Annotated in this window: 18 protein-coding genes; 11 read left to right on the top strand and 7 right to left on the bottom strand. The window is 43.4% G+C overall.

The genetic code is table 11. The features are described 5' to 3' along the window. The first annotated feature begins 31 nt into the window (after positions 1 to 31). Together VL525_RS10700 and VL525_RS10695 are read left to right on the top strand one after the other, a co-directional pair. Positions 32 to 1,234, top strand: coding sequence for an NADH-quinone oxidoreductase subunit D (locus VL525_RS10700; RefSeq protein WP_414684752.1), 1,203 nt, complete (start codon positions 32 to 34; stop codon positions 1,232 to 1,234). A 15-nt stretch (positions 1,235 to 1,249) separates the two neighbouring features. Next, complete coding sequence (locus VL525_RS10695; RefSeq protein WP_325386257.1) at positions 1,250 to 1,696, top strand: hypothetical protein; 447 nt, start codon at positions 1,250 to 1,252, stop codon at positions 1,694 to 1,696. A 70-nt stretch (positions 1,697 to 1,766) separates the two neighbouring features. On the opposite strand, the gene VL525_RS10690 is transcribed toward VL525_RS10695, so the two are convergent. The 3 genes from VL525_RS10690 to VL525_RS10680 all read right to left on the bottom strand — a co-directional run bounded on the left by VL525_RS10690 (position 1,767) and on the right by VL525_RS10680 (position 4,101). Further along, the gene (locus tag VL525_RS10690) at positions 1,767 to 2,237 is read right to left on the bottom strand and encodes a hypothetical protein (protein ID WP_325386255.1); all 471 of its coding nucleotides are present in this window, start codon (positions 2,235 to 2,237) and stop codon (positions 1,767 to 1,769) included. A gap of 193 nt (positions 2,238 to 2,430) precedes the next feature. After that, a complete protein-coding gene (locus VL525_RS10685; protein WP_325386253.1) occupies positions 2,431 to 3,519 on the bottom strand; it encodes a trypsin-like peptidase domain-containing protein in 1,089 nt (362 codons plus the stop codon). A gap of 12 nt (positions 3,520 to 3,531) precedes the next feature. After that, positions 3,532 to 4,101 carry a sigma-70 family RNA polymerase sigma factor gene (locus VL525_RS10680; RefSeq protein WP_325386251.1) on the bottom strand — a complete coding sequence of 190 codons (570 nt, stop codon included), beginning with the start codon at positions 4,099 to 4,101 and terminating at the stop codon, positions 3,532 to 3,534. A gap of 124 nt (positions 4,102 to 4,225) precedes the next feature. On the opposite strand from VL525_RS10680, the gene VL525_RS10675 reads away from it, so the two are divergent. The 4 genes from VL525_RS10675 (at position 4,226) to VL525_RS10660 (ending at position 5,474) form a co-directional block, all read left to right on the top strand. Beyond that, complete coding sequence (locus VL525_RS10675; RefSeq protein ID WP_325386249.1) at positions 4,226 to 4,420, top strand: hypothetical protein; 195 nt, start codon at positions 4,226 to 4,228, stop codon at positions 4,418 to 4,420. A gap of 128 nt (positions 4,421 to 4,548) precedes the next feature. Then, positions 4,549 to 4,737: a hypothetical protein gene (locus tag VL525_RS10670; protein ID WP_325386247.1), complete on the top strand. Its 189-nt coding sequence runs from the start codon at positions 4,549 to 4,551 to the stop codon at positions 4,735 to 4,737. A 155-nt stretch (positions 4,738 to 4,892) separates the two neighbouring features. Further along, complete coding sequence (locus VL525_RS10665) at positions 4,893 to 5,093, top strand: hypothetical protein (protein WP_325386245.1); 201 nt, start codon at positions 4,893 to 4,895, stop codon at positions 5,091 to 5,093. 159 nt (positions 5,094 to 5,252) lie between these two features. Further along, positions 5,253 to 5,474 carry a hypothetical protein gene (locus VL525_RS10660; RefSeq protein WP_325386243.1) on the top strand — a complete coding sequence of 74 codons (222 nt, stop codon included), beginning with the start codon at positions 5,253 to 5,255 and terminating at the stop codon, positions 5,472 to 5,474. A gap of 50 nt (positions 5,475 to 5,524) precedes the next feature. On the opposite strand, the gene VL525_RS10655 is transcribed toward VL525_RS10660, so the two are convergent. After that, entirely contained in the window at positions 5,525 to 5,689 is a 165-nt protein-coding gene (locus VL525_RS10655) for a hypothetical protein (protein WP_325386241.1), read from the bottom strand. 92 nt (positions 5,690 to 5,781) lie between these two features. Between VL525_RS10655 and VL525_RS10650 the strand changes: the two genes are divergently transcribed. After that, on the top strand, positions 5,782 to 7,284 hold the full coding sequence (locus tag VL525_RS10650; protein WP_325386239.1) for an ATP-binding cassette domain-containing protein: 1,503 nt from the start codon (positions 5,782 to 5,784) through the stop codon (positions 7,282 to 7,284). Positions 7,285 to 7,295: 11 nt separating this feature from the next. Here VL525_RS10650 and VL525_RS10645 read toward each other — a convergent pair whose 3' ends face one another. Beyond that, entirely contained in the window at positions 7,296 to 8,429 is a 1,134-nt protein-coding gene (locus VL525_RS10645) for a glycosyltransferase family 2 protein (RefSeq protein WP_325386237.1), read from the bottom strand. Between the two features lie 147 nt (positions 8,430 to 8,576). Between VL525_RS10645 and mqnC the strand changes: the two genes are divergently transcribed. From mqnC to VL525_RS10625, 4 genes are all read left to right on the top strand, one after another. After that, the gene (mqnC, locus tag VL525_RS10640; RefSeq protein WP_325386235.1) at positions 8,577 to 9,701 is read left to right on the top strand and encodes a cyclic dehypoxanthinyl futalosine synthase; all 1,125 of its coding nucleotides are present in this window, start codon (positions 8,577 to 8,579) and stop codon (positions 9,699 to 9,701) included. A 360-nt stretch (positions 9,702 to 10,061) separates the two neighbouring features. Further along, complete coding sequence (gene scpB / locus VL525_RS10635; protein ID WP_325386233.1) at positions 10,062 to 10,622, top strand: SMC-Scp complex subunit ScpB; 561 nt, start codon at positions 10,062 to 10,064, stop codon at positions 10,620 to 10,622. A gap of 126 nt (positions 10,623 to 10,748) precedes the next feature. After that, a complete protein-coding gene (locus VL525_RS10630; protein WP_325386231.1) occupies positions 10,749 to 10,949 on the top strand; it encodes a hypothetical protein in 201 nt (66 codons plus the stop codon). Positions 10,950 to 11,037: 88 nt separating this feature from the next. Continuing rightward, complete coding sequence (locus VL525_RS10625; protein ID WP_325386229.1) at positions 11,038 to 12,159, top strand: GNAT family N-acetyltransferase; 1,122 nt, start codon at positions 11,038 to 11,040, stop codon at positions 12,157 to 12,159. 23 nt (positions 12,160 to 12,182) lie between these two features. On the opposite strand, the gene VL525_RS10620 is transcribed toward VL525_RS10625, so the two are convergent. Together VL525_RS10620 and VL525_RS10615 are read right to left on the bottom strand one after the other, a co-directional pair. Beyond that, on the bottom strand, positions 12,183 to 12,524 hold the full coding sequence (locus VL525_RS10620) for a helix-turn-helix domain-containing protein (protein ID WP_147032477.1): 342 nt from the start codon (positions 12,522 to 12,524) through the stop codon (positions 12,183 to 12,185). An 80-nt stretch (positions 12,525 to 12,604) separates the two neighbouring features. Then, on the bottom strand, positions 12,605 to 13,960 hold the full coding sequence (locus tag VL525_RS10615; RefSeq protein WP_325386225.1) for a UDP-N-acetylmuramate--L-alanine ligase: 1,356 nt from the start codon (positions 13,958 to 13,960) through the stop codon (positions 12,605 to 12,607). Positions 13,961 to 14,003 lie beyond the last annotated feature (43 nt).

The following is a 14,003-nucleotide window of genomic DNA, read 5'->3' as shown; positions in this document are numbered from 1 at the left end:
AATAAGGTACTCATATTTAGTTAAATTGAATATCACGAATTCGAAATACGAAGAAGCCCTTCAGCGCTATCAGCAAAAGATCGCCGACGCCTCTACCGAGGAGATGGTGCTCAACATGGGCCCGCAGCACCCGTCTACGCACGGGGTTTTGCGGCTGGAACTGATAACCGACGGCGAGATCGTGAAGGAGGTGATACCCCATATCGGCTACCTGCACCGCTGTTTCGAAAAACACGCCGAGTCGCTTACCTATCAGCAAACCATCCCCTTTACCGACCGCATGGATTACCTGGCGTCCATGAATAACAGTCATATATGGACGATGGGTGTTGAGCGGATGATGGGCATTGATAAAGACATTCCAAAACGTATTGAGTATATACGGGTACTCGTTTGTGAGCTGAACCGTATTGCTTCGCATTTGATCGCTATCGGCACTTATGGCATCGACATCGGCGCCTTTACCCCTTTCCTGTGGTGTTTCCGCGACCGCGAACATATCATGGGTATGCTGGAATGGGCCTCCGGATCGCGCATGCTGTATAATTATATATGGGTGGGCGGTTTATTTTATGATCTGCCGGTGGGTTTCGAGGAACGCTGCCGCGAATTTGTAGAATATTTCAAACCCAAAATGGCTGAGCTGAACGGCTTGCTCACCGATAACCAGATATTTATCAGTCGTACAGCCAACGTTGGGGTTTTACCAATGGATGTAGCCATCAACTATGGCTGCTCGGGCCCTATGCTGCGTGGCTCTGGTTTGAAATGGGATCTCCGCCGTATTGACGGTTATTCCGTCTATCCTGAGCTGGATTTCGAAGTACCTATCGGCAAAGGCGAAATGGGCACTGTAGGCGATTGCTGGGACCGTTACAAAGTACGTGTTGATGAGATTGAGCAATCACTGTGTATAGTTGAGCAGTGCCTCGACCGCCTTCAAAAAGAACTGAAACGCACACCTGATTTTGATCCGCGTGCTAAAATGCCGCGTAAAATAACCCCAAAACCCAACGATTATTACGTTCGCGGCGAGGGCGCCAAAGGCGAACTTGGCTTTTATTTTATCCCCGACCCTGCCGGACGATCCGAAATACCCTTCCGTGTAAAATCACGCGGACCAAGCTTCTGTAATCTTTCCGTCCTGCCTGCCATAGCCAAAGGCGTCATGATCGCCGATTTGATAGCCATTATCGGGTCGATAGATTTTGTGCTGGGGGAAGTGGATAGGTAAATTTATCAGAACCCTATGCTTAATACAACTACCATCAAAATAAAAACGGAGCGGGGCGAACGCGAAATATTTATCAGTCCGTTTTTACTCCAATCAAAAACACACCCTGATTTTAAATCTGGAACCTTTACTTTGCATAAAGTATACTTTTATAGTGAACTTGATGATAACGACTATAAGAAAAATCTCAAGCAAGAGTTTCCTGAATATTTAAATTCAGATAAATACATCATCAATTACGGGCAGGATTTTGAGAAATATTATTTGGGAAGTTTTTTCGTTGATTTTGAGACTAAACATTGTTGGGATTGGCAGGGAAAACTCGATGGATTAAACGATGCAGAAGTAAAAGCTTTAGGTGAATCTTTGTTTGATGAAAAATCGATAGGAAGGACTATTATCTTATTCACCCCTACCCGACCATCTGATTTTGATCTTGGTAAGCTACATTATCCCATTTAATAGCAAAAAGTGGCATGCTGAAATGAGCCTTTCCTGAGTTTATAGACGGAAAGCATGTGCGCAAAGGCCCTTAAAGTTTCATCAAAGCAACTATCAGCAATCCCCAAGCAACAAACTCAGGCACTAACCGCAACGGGCTCAGATCGGTCCATTGCTTCACAATAGCCTGCAAGGTGACCGCATCAAATTTCTCCGGCTGCATAATTTTTCGCACCATAACCGGGATAAAATAACTGAAGGTAATAACCCTGGTAACAAATATCACAATAGCCGCGGCCAGCCAATAACCCTGACCCGCGCCATGATGCCAGCACGCCATTATAATATTGAGCATTGCCAATAAGGCCTGCGCCGGGGATACCAAAGGCCAAAATCGTTTAGCGGCATTGTTTTGCCCCGATGATTCCAATTTATCCCGCAAAGTGCGCGGGTGCACATTGTGTTTCCAATTGGGATAGATCACCAATATTTCGTACAGCCCGCCTCCCAGGCTCAATGTAATGGTCAGTAATAGTAATATTATGGATATCGTTGTCATCATGCTACCAAATTAGTAACATGGCAACCTGTGCCCTACAACTCTTCGGTCAGTAGGCTTCTTTCGTCGGTAAATTCACTAAAGCGCGGGATAGCTCTCTCAGATCATGGTAATCCATAATATCCCGCAATCGTGTCCAACAAAAAAGCCCTGCAAGCAGGGCAATTCCTTATAATACGGCCAGGTTTGGTTTACATTAATATACTTTAACCATAAACACATAATTCTGCAGTTTCTTCACCTGCTGAACCCTGCTTAAGTTGGTTAATGTATTCTTTGTACTCAGAACCGGCTTTCTTGTCAATGAGTCGGTCGGGATGTTGTCAATAGCTTCCAGCAAATAGTCTGATTTCAACGCAAAATGAGTTCCCTCTAAACCAGTTTCCTTCGCCTTAACCAATCCGACGATATTACCCCTGCTGTCAAGCAGTGGTGCGCCGCTGCTGCCCGCATTTATAGGAACAGAGACCTGGTAATCTATAGTGTCTCCGTTCATCCCGTTTAAGGAAGTTACCCGTCCATCGTTATACATCGGTGAATCCTGCGGATAGCCATAGGTATAAACACTTTCTGCCAGATCACTTTCCGTTCTTTTGAAAGTATAAGGAATGGTACCCAAACCTGTAAATGTGGTGTCGCTTATCTTCAGTATCGCCACATCGCGTTTCGCGTCGGTATAGATCACTTTAGTTTTAAACACGCGCCCTGCAACGTTTTGTACATATACCGAATCGGCGCGGTAAATAACGTGGTAGGCTGTCGCAATTAAACCGTTTGATGTCAATGCAAATCCGGTCGCGCTGCTTTTATTTGGCGGCAGTACCCGGGGTTCATGCTTCAGGGCGTTATCCAATTTATGATCTAACCTGCTTATATCCCTGCGTTGATTTTGAAGTGTCAAACTCAGTTCAGTATAGGTTGACTTATTATCCATCTTACCCGTCACAAACAAGGTCGCCAGTATCGCAAATATAGCGATGGAAGCAGCAACCGATATCTTGGAGTGATGATTGCGCCACAACTGGATGATCCACGATGGACGCTCGGTAACTTCTTCTACCAAAGCATGAACGTCGATCTCGTCATGGATAGCATTAAGCCTTTTCTCCAGCTCCACACGTTCGCCGTATTGTTTAAGCAAACCAACAAACTGCTGGTGCTCTATAACACGGGTGTCAACCTCCGCATTCTCTGTACGAAGCTGCTCAAAAGCGCGGCGTTCGTCGGGGTTCATTTCCCCGGCAAGGTAGCGTTCTACCGCTTCTAAAAGTTGCTCGTCTCTCATGTCTTTTTCTTTCTATTTCTGCTGAAAAAATAATTTCTTCAGCCTTTGCAGGCATTTATACTTCTGGGTTTTGGCGTTATCCGCATTAGTATAGCCAAAACTCTCACAGATCTCCTGCATCGATCTGTTGTGGATATAAAAATCCTCGATAATGGTTTTGCAGGGTTCACCCAGCATCCCCAGTGCGCCCTGCATTTTGCCGAACTGTATGTCCCGCTCGCCCTGCTCCTCCACATCATCCTCCACAGGCAAATGATCCTGAAAATCGTGCAGATCGCCGCCGTAACGGTTCATCTGGCTCAGCCTCTTCAGCCACAGCCGCCTGCAAACTGAGTACAAAAATGTTTTCAGCTTGCTGTTCAGCTCAAAGTCGCCCTTTTTTATCTTATTATAAAGAACTATGATCGCCTCCTGGTAAATATCCTTGGCATCGTCCGGTGTGCCGCTGTTGTTAATTATCAGTTGCAGTACCATCGGAAAGTAAGCCACGTATAAACGTTTAATAGCACTTTCCGAGTTATTGAGGATACCAAAAACAATTTCGCTGTCTGTAGGCGCCGAAGTTTTTAACTCTTTATTCACTATTAATACGATTTATCCCGAATTGTAACCCACTCATTGTAAAAAAATTAAACAAAATCAAAAGTACGAGGTTACCTACTTTGATTCAGATTTCAATTTTACAACATTTATTAATTAATCCACAATGAAACACATAAGCAAATTAGGTTTGGCCGCCATTATAGCACTGTCCTTTGCGGCATGCAAGGGCGCCAGTTCAACCAGCACCACCGACACCACTAAAGTAACCGATTCAACCCACACTACCGTTGTCGACAGTACAAAGAAAGATACGACAATGAAAATGGATTCGGCCAAAAAAGATACCACGCAGCACTAAAAACAGTGATGTTAATTCTGCGAAAAGCATTAAGGTAACCCCCATCGGGTTACCTTTTTTTATTTATTTTTCGTACGGGTCACCTTCTTAAATTTTGCAGTATCAATGAAAAACTTAATTAAAAAACCATGAAAAATTTATTGAAGATCGGTACCCTGGCTTTGGTAACAGCCGGCTTACTGGTAGCATGCGACCCGCCATCAAAGGACACTGTAAAATCAGCAACTCCCATCGATTCGTCGCAGAAAAAAATTGACACCGTCAAAAAAACGGGCATCGATTCAGCAAAAAAGGATTCAGTTAAAACAAAAAATTAATAACTGATACCGCCCGAGGTAACCACGGCCGGGTTACCTTTTTGTAAACAACATATTAACTACAACTAAGGTAGATTATGTATAATTATTTTTAACTTTTATGGGTTACCTTTTGTTTTTTGAGGTATTAATGCAAAAAACAAAATATAACAAACATGAAAAATTCATTCAAATTTGCTGCCCTTGCTTTGGCAATCACTGTATCTTTCGCCGCTTGCAAAGGTTCATCTACTGCTACTACTACCGATTCAACTACTACTGTTGATTCAACCAAAACTACTGTTGTTGATTCTACTAAGAAAGATTCTACTACAGTTGCCGTAGACTCAACTAAAAAAGATTCAACTAAAAAATAATTACCCCGAAAAGACTCAACATTTTAGTTTTATCTGTTGATTTTTTAGTTTTTTTCTTAAAACGAAGGTAATCCTTAATTTTTTTCAAAATGATGGGTTACCTTTTGTTTTTTCCGGTATTAAGAAGCAAAACTATTAATCACTTATTAAAAAACTCAAATGAAAAATTCATTCAAAATCGGTTTCTTAGCATTAGCTATCGCTGTTTCAGCTGCTGCTTGTAAAGGTAATGGCGGAGCTTCTTCTGCTGATTCAACTAAAATGGCTGACTCAACCAAAATGGCTGATTCAGCTAAGATGGCTTCTTCTGACAGCACTAAGAAAGACAGCACCATGAAAATGGCTCCTGACTCCACTAAGAAAGATTCTACTAAGAAGTAATTTCTTTCAAGTCAGAACAAAAAGCTCCCCGGTTATGCCAGGGAGCTTTTTTATTTTCGGGTAAACATCGAGATGATCCAAATAATAAGGGCTATCACGATAATTACAGCCACTATCCCCACAGCAAATCCTGCCTTAAAAATACCACCTATCACAGAGCATCCGCTCAATGCCGTGACAGCCAGCACGACTAATATTAAATTAATGCTTTTCATTTAATTGGTTATTGTAAGCTTAACTACAAAAAACCTCAGGGAAAGTTTTTACCGGCAATAATACCCGAAAAGAATTTTTAATTTCGGCCGGCATGGATGTTCCTTTGTTGTCGGCAAATAACGCTTCTCTAAAACTGGGTAATAACTTTGTTTTTGACAGCATAACCTTTCGGGTAAACAAAGGTGAAAACTGGGCGCTAATCGGGCAAAGCGGCTCGGGTAAAAGCGCGTTGCTCGGTCTGATCGCCGGAAAGTTCCATCTGTCGGCCGGCAGCATGCGGTATCATTTTCATGAGGATTTCCTGGCCCTACACCCCGATCCGGATGCGCATCTTACTTTTCACAAGCTTATCGCGCTGGTCGAATCGCGCCATCATTTTCGCAACTTATCCAATACCGGCGACTTCTATTACCAGCAGCGCTATAACTCATCCGATTCAGAGGATGCACAGACCGTCGAAGAATATCTTGGCTCTATAAAAGCTTATGCTGATATACCTTCATATTGGACATTGAAGATTGTATTGCAAAAGCTGCACCTCGAAACTTTAAAGGATAAACAACTGATCAAACTATCGAACGGAGAAACCAAACGCCTGCTGATAGCGGCAGCATTGCTCAAAAACCCGGTTGTGTTGATGCTGGACAATCCGCTGGCCGGGCTTGACGTACAAACACGGGCTGAATTTAATACCATTATTGACGACATCACCCGATCTGGCATTACGGTCATCATGGCAACCTCCCCTGCCGAAATACCACCTGCTATCACCCATGTGGCTGTTTTAAAAGATGGCACACTTATGCAAATGCAGGCAGCGCAATTTGATGCCAAAGCTTTCAGTAGTTCGGATGAAGACCATATTAACAGAACGGAGCTTTCCGACCTGTTAAGTCTGAGTGCAAATAGCCCGGCTTTCGACTGGATAGTGAAGATGGATAACATAAATATCACCTACGGCGAAAAGCAGGTACTAAAAAATGTTAACTGGTACATCCGCCAGGGTGAACGGTGGGCTTTGCTCGGCCCCAACGGTGCGGGCAAATCAACTCTGTTGAGTTTGATAAACGCCGACAATCCGCAGGCTTATGCCAATGATATTGTCTTGTTCGACCGTAAACGCGGCACCGGTGAAAGCATTTGGGATATTAAAAGCAAAACCGGTTTTATTTCGCCTGAATTGTACCAGTATTTCCCTACCGATAACAGCTGCCTGCAGGTTATCGAATCCGGCTTTTATGATACCATGGGCCTCTTCCGAGCAAGCGATGCTAAAAAATCTGCTATAGCCTTGCGATGGATGAAGGCATTGGAGATCGGTCAGTACGCCAGGCAATTGCTCAAAAACATTCCCGCCAGTGCCCAACGCCTATGCCTTCTTGCCCGGGCGCTGGTAAAAAATCCAACCCTTTTGATCTTTGACGAGCCCTGCCAGGGACTGGATGCACACCAGCAACAGCATTTTAAAAGCATCGTGGACATCATCTGCCAATTGAGTAATGTCACCATGATCTATGTTACGCATTACCAGCACGAGATACCGGATAGTGTAACACAGCTTTTAAAATTGGATAAGGGCGAGGTGGTTTTATAAAACGGGCATTGCTACAGCTTTCCCTTCAGCATATCCAACGAATAAAAACTCTCACGCCAGTAGATGCCTCCCTGTTTAAGCGTGATATAGGTGGCTCTTAACGTGGTATAAGCCATAAAAAAACCTGCGAATGGGATCATAAAAGCGTACCACCACTTATTGGGCGGAATAACAGCCATGTAACCTATATGAGTTAAAAGCACAATGCCGGCCATTAAACGTACAGTTGCAGAGCCGAAAATAAACATCAGCGGCATGGGTAAAGCTACAGATATCAATATCAGTACACTATTCGCAATGGCTTTGCCAGTATTATAATTGGCTACGGAAAAAGAGTTTTTCAAAAGTCCATTGCCGAGCTGGCGAAGATTTTTATACCATTCCAGGCTAACATATTCATTGCCTATCAATGCGTCCTGGCTTAATCCGGCCGATTTGATCTTGAAGCCCAATTGCAGGTCATCATCGGGCCGTAGTTTGATCAGGGCATGTGTACCTGCCTTTTCATAGGCCACACGCCTGACCAGGTTAAAAGCGCCAATGCCGATATAAGCCTTTGACCCGGGCTTTTTGGCATCCCATGGTTGCAGGTGCATCATCAGCAGGATAGTAAAGGTGGCCAGCACGCTGTTTAAAACAGGCGACGGGGACACCACCCTCGGTAAAATAGCCAGGTGATCCAATTTATTAGCTACCGCATAGCTTACCGCCTTGCTTAAAGCATCCGTATGAAATACAATATCAGCATCGGTAAATAGCATCCATTCTTCGGTGCTGCTTAAATATCCCTGGTAAAGGGCATTATTTTTACCGAGCCAGCCATCAGGCAACGCCGTAACAGTTGTTATAGTAAGTTGCGGGTAGCTAACCTTAAAGTCTTGCAGTATGTCCGCGGTACGGTCGGTCGAGCGGTCGTTTACCACAATGATACGGCTATTGCTATAGTTAATATGGCAAACGCTTTGCAGCGCCTTGGCAAGGTCCTCCTCCTCATTCCGCACCGCGATAATAATGGCAACGGGCGGCAGGTCCGCCATAATGGGTTGCTCATTTACACTCCTGATCTTTCTAAAACTTACAACCAGGTAAATATTAAGCGTAATAGTGATGAGGCTTATGGCTAAACTGCAGTAAAAAAATAGCATTGTTTTTTTGCCAAAACTAACAAAAGGTATTTATGTTGAACGGTTTTAGGCGACAAACCAATCTAAAAACCGTGAACCTTCATAATTACATCGTCAAACTTAGCTATATAAATACAATCAATCTGCCAAGTCCTTATCTTTGCCTTTATGAATACCGCCGATCTGTTGCAGCGCGCTTTACAATTTGATTTCCTGTCAATTGAAGAAGGCGTGCACCTTTACCACCACGCTCCTACTGCCGAATTGATGTTCGTAGCAAACGAACTGCGCAAAAAACAGGTGCCGCATGGCAAAGTTACCTGGCAGATAGACCGCAATGTAAATACCACCAACGTTTGCATTGCCAACTGCAAGTTCTGCAATTTCTTTCGTCGCCCCGGTCACGAGGATAGTTATATCACCGATATCGAAACCTATAAGCAAAAGATAGAGGAAACGTTCCGCTATGGGGGCGACCAGTTGCTATTGCAAGGCGGCCATCACCCCGACCTTGGCTTAAAATTCTATGCCGACCTGTTCAAACAACTCAAGGAATTATACCCAACGCTCAAATTACACTCGCTTGGGCCGCCGGAGATAGCCCACGTTGCTAAGCTGGAAGGCATGAGCCATATCGATGTGCTGCGCGAATTGAAAGCCGCCGGTCTTGATTCGCTGCCTGGCGCAGGCGCCGAAATATTGAACGACCGTGTACGCAGGCTTATTTCCAAAGGTAAGTGCGGTGGCCGGGAATGGCTGGATGTTATGCGTGCGGCCCATCAGATAAACCTGCCGAGTTCGGCTACCATGATGTTTGGGCATGTGGAAACTATTGAGGAGCGCTTTGAGCACCTGGTGTGGATACGCGAAGTGCAATCCGAAAAGCCGGATGGCGCCTATGGCTTTATTGCCTTTATCCCCTGGCCATTCCAGGACGATGGCACCCTGCTGCGTAAAGTGCGCGGCATAACCAATAATGTATCAGGCGATGAATATATTCGGATGATAGCGCTTAGCCGTATCATGCTTCCCAACATTAAAAACATCCAGGCCTCGTGGCTAACCGTGGGCAAGCAGGTGGCACAAATATGCCTTCACGCCGGGGCTAACGATTTTGGTTCCATCATGATCGAGGAAAATGTAGTTTCCGCCGCGGGCGCGCCTCACCGCTTTACCGCGAAAGGCATACAAAATTCCATTATCGAAGCCGGCTTTCAGCCGCAGTTGCGTAACCAGAGATATGAATGGCGCGATGTACCTTCCCAGATAGAGGAGCAGGTAATAAACTATTAAGCAAAGATTATTTTCTTAAAATTTAGGGCAAAAAGAAAGGCCGGGTACTCTCGCAGTTTCCGGCCTCTACATCTACCTATGAAAAACAGCCCTTTTTGGGGGTCATGTATATATATCCAAATGTTGTGCCATTACCTAAAAACCCCGTTATAAGTGTAAATAAACTTAACTTTTAATACATATATCACTTATGCGGGGAAATTTTTTCCGAAAGGTGTTGCTTTTTTTCCCACTTTTTTCCTTTCAGACAATATATTCCCCACTAAAATTCCCCAAATGTTAATATCTTCCGGTGTCATTTTCTTAATCTTTTGGCAATATCTTTATCTTTCCGCATCTTTAAAACTCCAAAAAAGCTAAATGGAAAACCCGGAGTTATATATTGAAGCGCTCATTTTTTCATCGGAACAAAGCATACGGACCGAAGAAATAATTTACTGCCTGCAGTCGGTTTTCGAACGCGATTTCAGCCGCGAGGAGATCATCGCTTATTTAGATAATATCAAAACCAAATACCAGGACCCTAACCTGGCCATCGAACTGGTTAATGTTGCCAACGGCTACCAGTTCCTTACTAAAAAAGATTACCATGCCGTTATCAATTTATTGCAGTTACAACGCTCAAAAAAGAAGCTGAGCCCTGCTGCTTTAGAAACACTGGCCATTATTGCTTACAAGCACCAGGTAACCAAACTGGAGATAGAACAGATACGCGGTGTTAATAGTGAATATTCTATTCAAAAGCTGCTCGAAAAAGACCTTATAACCATTGCAGGGAAGTCGGAAACCGTCGGCCGGCCTATACTGTATAGCACAAGCCAGCAGTTTATGGATTATTTTGGGATAAACAGCCTAAGCGAATTACCACAGATAAAGGACTTTACAGATAATTCCTCGTCCATTGGCGAACAGGCAGAATAATTTTTAAATGTATTTTCTTTGAAATTGATTTTAATTATTTTTGGGATAGCAGAAAACTGCCATTAAACGAACATTACATTAATAACTGACCCCAATTTAATTTAGACTGTAGAAAATTTCACCGCAATGGAAACGCCGAAGAAACCAGTTAAGAAAGATTCAAGTGCCAGGAGCGCCAGCGTAAAGAGACCAGATGAGAAACCGGCGGATGTGCCTGCGAAAAAAAAGATCATCGACGATGATGATGACGAAGATTTCGATATGCCCCTGGACGACCTGGGCCGCTACGAAAACTTTGATACTTACGATGATGACGACGACTATTGATATTGATAATATTTATAACTATAACCGATCTTAAAGCATCCGCAATCCCTTCGGATGCTTTTTTTATTCATCCAGCAGGACTATTTCTATGAAAATAACCGAGGTTAACAACAAACAAACCCGAAAAGCATTTCTTGACGTTGCCCGTATCATTTACAAAGATGACAAAAACTGGATATGTCCGCTGGACAACGACATTGAAGCTGTTTTCGACCCGCAAAGGAATAATTTTCATCAGCATGGCAAATGCACGCGCTGGATATTAACCGATGATAATGGGAAACTAATCGGTCGGGTTGCTGCCTTTATCAACGACAAGAAAGCCTATAACTATGAACAGCCAACCGGCGGTATGGGTTTTTTTGAGTCGGTCGACGATGAAAAAGCTGCTTTCCTGTTATTTGACACATCTAAAGAGTGGTTGAAAAGCAACGGAATGAAGGCAATGGACGGGCCGATAAATTTTGGCGAGAATGATAATTTCTGGGGGTTGCTTGCCGAGGGTTTCGTCCCGCCGTCATACGGGATGAATTATAATCCACCCTATTACAAAAAGTTTTTTGATGACTATGGTTTTCATACCATGTACGAACAGATAACGAACCACGTGGACGCGCATAAACCTTTCCCTGAAAGGTTTACCAAAATAGCACAATGGGTCGCCCAAAAACCGGGGTACGAGTTTAAACATTTTGAACCGGGCCAGATCGAAAAATTCGCGTCCGATTTTATCGAAATATATAATGACGGTTGGCGCGATTTTGAAAATTTTGTGCCGATAACCCATGCTACGATCATGGAAAGTTTCCGGAAGATGAAGCCACTGATGGACGAAAAACTGATATGGTTTGCTTATGTAAATGGGGAGCCTGCATCATTTGTTGTTATCCTGCCCGACGCCAACCAAATGATCAAAGGCATAAACGGCAAGTTAAACCTTATTGGAAAACTAAAATTTGTTTATAACCGCTGGCGGGGCGTAAAACGCATGCGGGCCATTGTAATGGGTACAAAACAAGCTTATCAAAAGCACGGCCTTGAGTCGGGTTTATTTATCAAAGTGAAAGAATATGTCTTGCCTTTAAAGCAATATGATGAATTAGAGCTGTCGTGGGTGGGGGATTTTAACGACAAAATGATCGCGTTACATCATAGTATGGGCGGTGTCTTTGGTAAAAAACACATCACCATGCGCTACATCTTTGAATGACAAAAAGAGCTGAAATTTGACTATCAGGCCGTAACCTTAGCGTGCCTAAGCTCTTCAAAAAGCTCGATCACCTTCTTTTGCAGGTCGATCACTTCAGACTCCCGGTCGAGTAATTTCTTATTGACCGACTCCAACTCGTTCACAAATTTCTGATCCTGTTCCGAGTCATTAAATGTAAGCAACTGAACTACAGTCATGTCGAACAAAACAGCTATTTGTTCCAATCTCGAGAGATTAATATCTGTAATTCCAGTTTCGATCTTAGAAAAAGCTGGGATAGAGATATCGAGCTTTTTTGCGACATCTTCCTGGCTCCATCCTTTTTGATGGCGAAGTAACCTGATTTTTTTTCCTAGTGCTTTCATTTAGTTTAATTTGGATAAGGTTTCCCAGTAGTTAATAAAGTTACTAAAAATATCAATATCAAAAATATTATTTACAATTTTTATAATATTTTTACAGAAAGCGAGGCCAAATCGATTCCGCCGAAGTTTCCGGAGCTCATCATCAGCAGGTTTTTTCCGCTTAAATCAATATTTTCCAGGTAGTTTAACAACTCCCCGGGGGTGTTAAAGAACAGGAGATCGTCCCGCGAAAATGCTTTTTTGACCGTTTCCGCGCCATAAGGCAACATTTTCTTTTGCTCAAACGTTTTTTTGTCGATAAAAACAATCGCCGTGTCTGCTTCTTCCATGCTGCCTGAGTATTGATCCAAAAAATCCTGGTTTAAACTACTAAACGTATGAAGTTCAATGCAGGCAACCAGCTTTCTATCAGGGAATTGTATCTTTACCGCATGAATAGTTGCCTTCAATTTGGATGGAGCATGCGCAAAATCCTTAAAAAAGTTCGCGTTTTCATTTTTTCCAACTAATTCCAGACGGCGGGCCGCGCCTTTGAAAGTAGTTATGTAACTGTAAAATTCCGTACCGTTTATACCTAAATTTTCGCACACCAGCCGGGCAGCTTCAAGGTTCAAAAGGTTATGGTCGCCAAACACCTGCAGCGGGTGTTCTTTCCCATTAACTATAATATTAGTAACGCCATATTTAATATTATAAGCCGGTAAATCATAAGGAATTTTACTTATTGCGGATGTGGCTTCCTGCACTATCTTATTTACCGTTTCGTCCGTTCTGCTATAAATCAGTTTACCGCCTGGCTGTATCGTATCAATAAATATCCTGAATTGATCAATATAATTATCAAACGTCGGGAATACATTGATATGATCCCATGCAATACCGCTTATAACCCCGATATTGGCCTTGTATAAGTGAAATTTAGGTCTCCTGTCAATGGGCGAGGACAAATACTCGTCACCTTCTATCACCACAACGGGCGCCTCGTCCGATAGTCTCACCATGGTATCAAAGCCTTCCAACTGTGCCCCCACCAGGTAGTCAAAGTCTTTTCCGGCGCTTTTCAGCACATGCAATATCATCGAGGTTATGGTGGTTTTACCATGACTTCCACCTATGACAACACGCAGCTTATTTTTTGAATATTCATAAATATATTCAGGATATGAATATATGCGTATACCTAATTCCTGCGCCTTTAATAATTCAGGGTTGTCGGCTCTTGCATGCATGCCAAGGATGATCTCATCAATTTCCGGGCTGATCTTTTCCGGGTACCATCCCATTTTTTCGGGTAGTAATCCATGTTTCACCAGTCGCGATACCGAGGGTTCAAACATCACATCATCCGATCCGCTTACCTCGTGTCCGCGCTTATGCAGCGCTATCGCCAGGTTGTGCATAGCACTGCCGCCAATGGCTATAAAATGTATTCTCATGCAGGTAATAACTTGCCACAAAGAAAAGGAAATTCCCGGTGTT

It is taken from the genome of Mucilaginibacter sp., assembly GCF_035492695.1.
GTDB lineage: Bacteria > Bacteroidota > Bacteroidia > Sphingobacteriales > Sphingobacteriaceae > Mucilaginibacter.
This window is presented reverse-complemented; position numbering and strand designations above follow the sequence as displayed.

Bases quoted from the DNA above. Each gene is read 5' to 3' on its own strand.
- VL525_RS10695 (WP_325386257.1), top strand. From the start codon at position 1,250: ATGCTTAATACAACTACCATCAAAATAAAAACGGAGCGGGGCGAACGC.
- VL525_RS10690 (WP_325386255.1), bottom strand. From the start codon at position 2,237: ATGATGACAACGATATCCATAATATTACTATTACTGACCATTACATTG.
- VL525_RS10685 (WP_325386253.1), bottom strand. From the start codon at position 3,519: ATGAGAGACGAGCAACTTTTAGAAGCGGTAGAACGCTACCTTGCCGGG.
- VL525_RS10675 (WP_325386249.1), top strand. From the start codon at position 4,226: ATGAAACACATAAGCAAATTAGGTTTGGCCGCCATTATAGCACTGTCC.
- VL525_RS10670 (WP_325386247.1), top strand. From the start codon at position 4,549: ATGAAAAATTTATTGAAGATCGGTACCCTGGCTTTGGTAACAGCCGGC.
- VL525_RS10665 (WP_325386245.1), top strand. From the start codon at position 4,893: ATGAAAAATTCATTCAAATTTGCTGCCCTTGCTTTGGCAATCACTGTA.
- VL525_RS10660 (WP_325386243.1), top strand. From the start codon at position 5,253: ATGAAAAATTCATTCAAAATCGGTTTCTTAGCATTAGCTATCGCTGTT.
- VL525_RS10655 (WP_325386241.1), bottom strand. From the start codon at position 5,689: ATGAAAAGCATTAATTTAATATTAGTCGTGCTGGCTGTCACGGCATTG.
- VL525_RS10650 (WP_325386239.1), top strand. From the start codon at position 5,782: ATGGATGTTCCTTTGTTGTCGGCAAATAACGCTTCTCTAAAACTGGGT.
- VL525_RS10645 (WP_325386237.1), bottom strand. From the start codon at position 8,429: ATGCTATTTTTTTACTGCAGTTTAGCCATAAGCCTCATCACTATTACG.
- mqnC (WP_325386235.1), top strand. From the start codon at position 8,577: ATGAATACCGCCGATCTGTTGCAGCGCGCTTTACAATTTGATTTCCTG.
- scpB (WP_325386233.1), top strand. From the start codon at position 10,062: ATGGAAAACCCGGAGTTATATATTGAAGCGCTCATTTTTTCATCGGAA.
- VL525_RS10630 (WP_325386231.1), top strand. From the start codon at position 10,749: ATGGAAACGCCGAAGAAACCAGTTAAGAAAGATTCAAGTGCCAGGAGC.
- VL525_RS10625 (WP_325386229.1), top strand. From the start codon at position 11,038: ATGAAAATAACCGAGGTTAACAACAAACAAACCCGAAAAGCATTTCTT.
- VL525_RS10620 (WP_147032477.1), bottom strand. From the start codon at position 12,524: ATGAAAGCACTAGGAAAAAAAATCAGGTTACTTCGCCATCAAAAAGGA.
- VL525_RS10615 (WP_325386225.1), bottom strand. From the start codon at position 13,960: ATGAGAATACATTTTATAGCCATTGGCGGCAGTGCTATGCACAACCTG.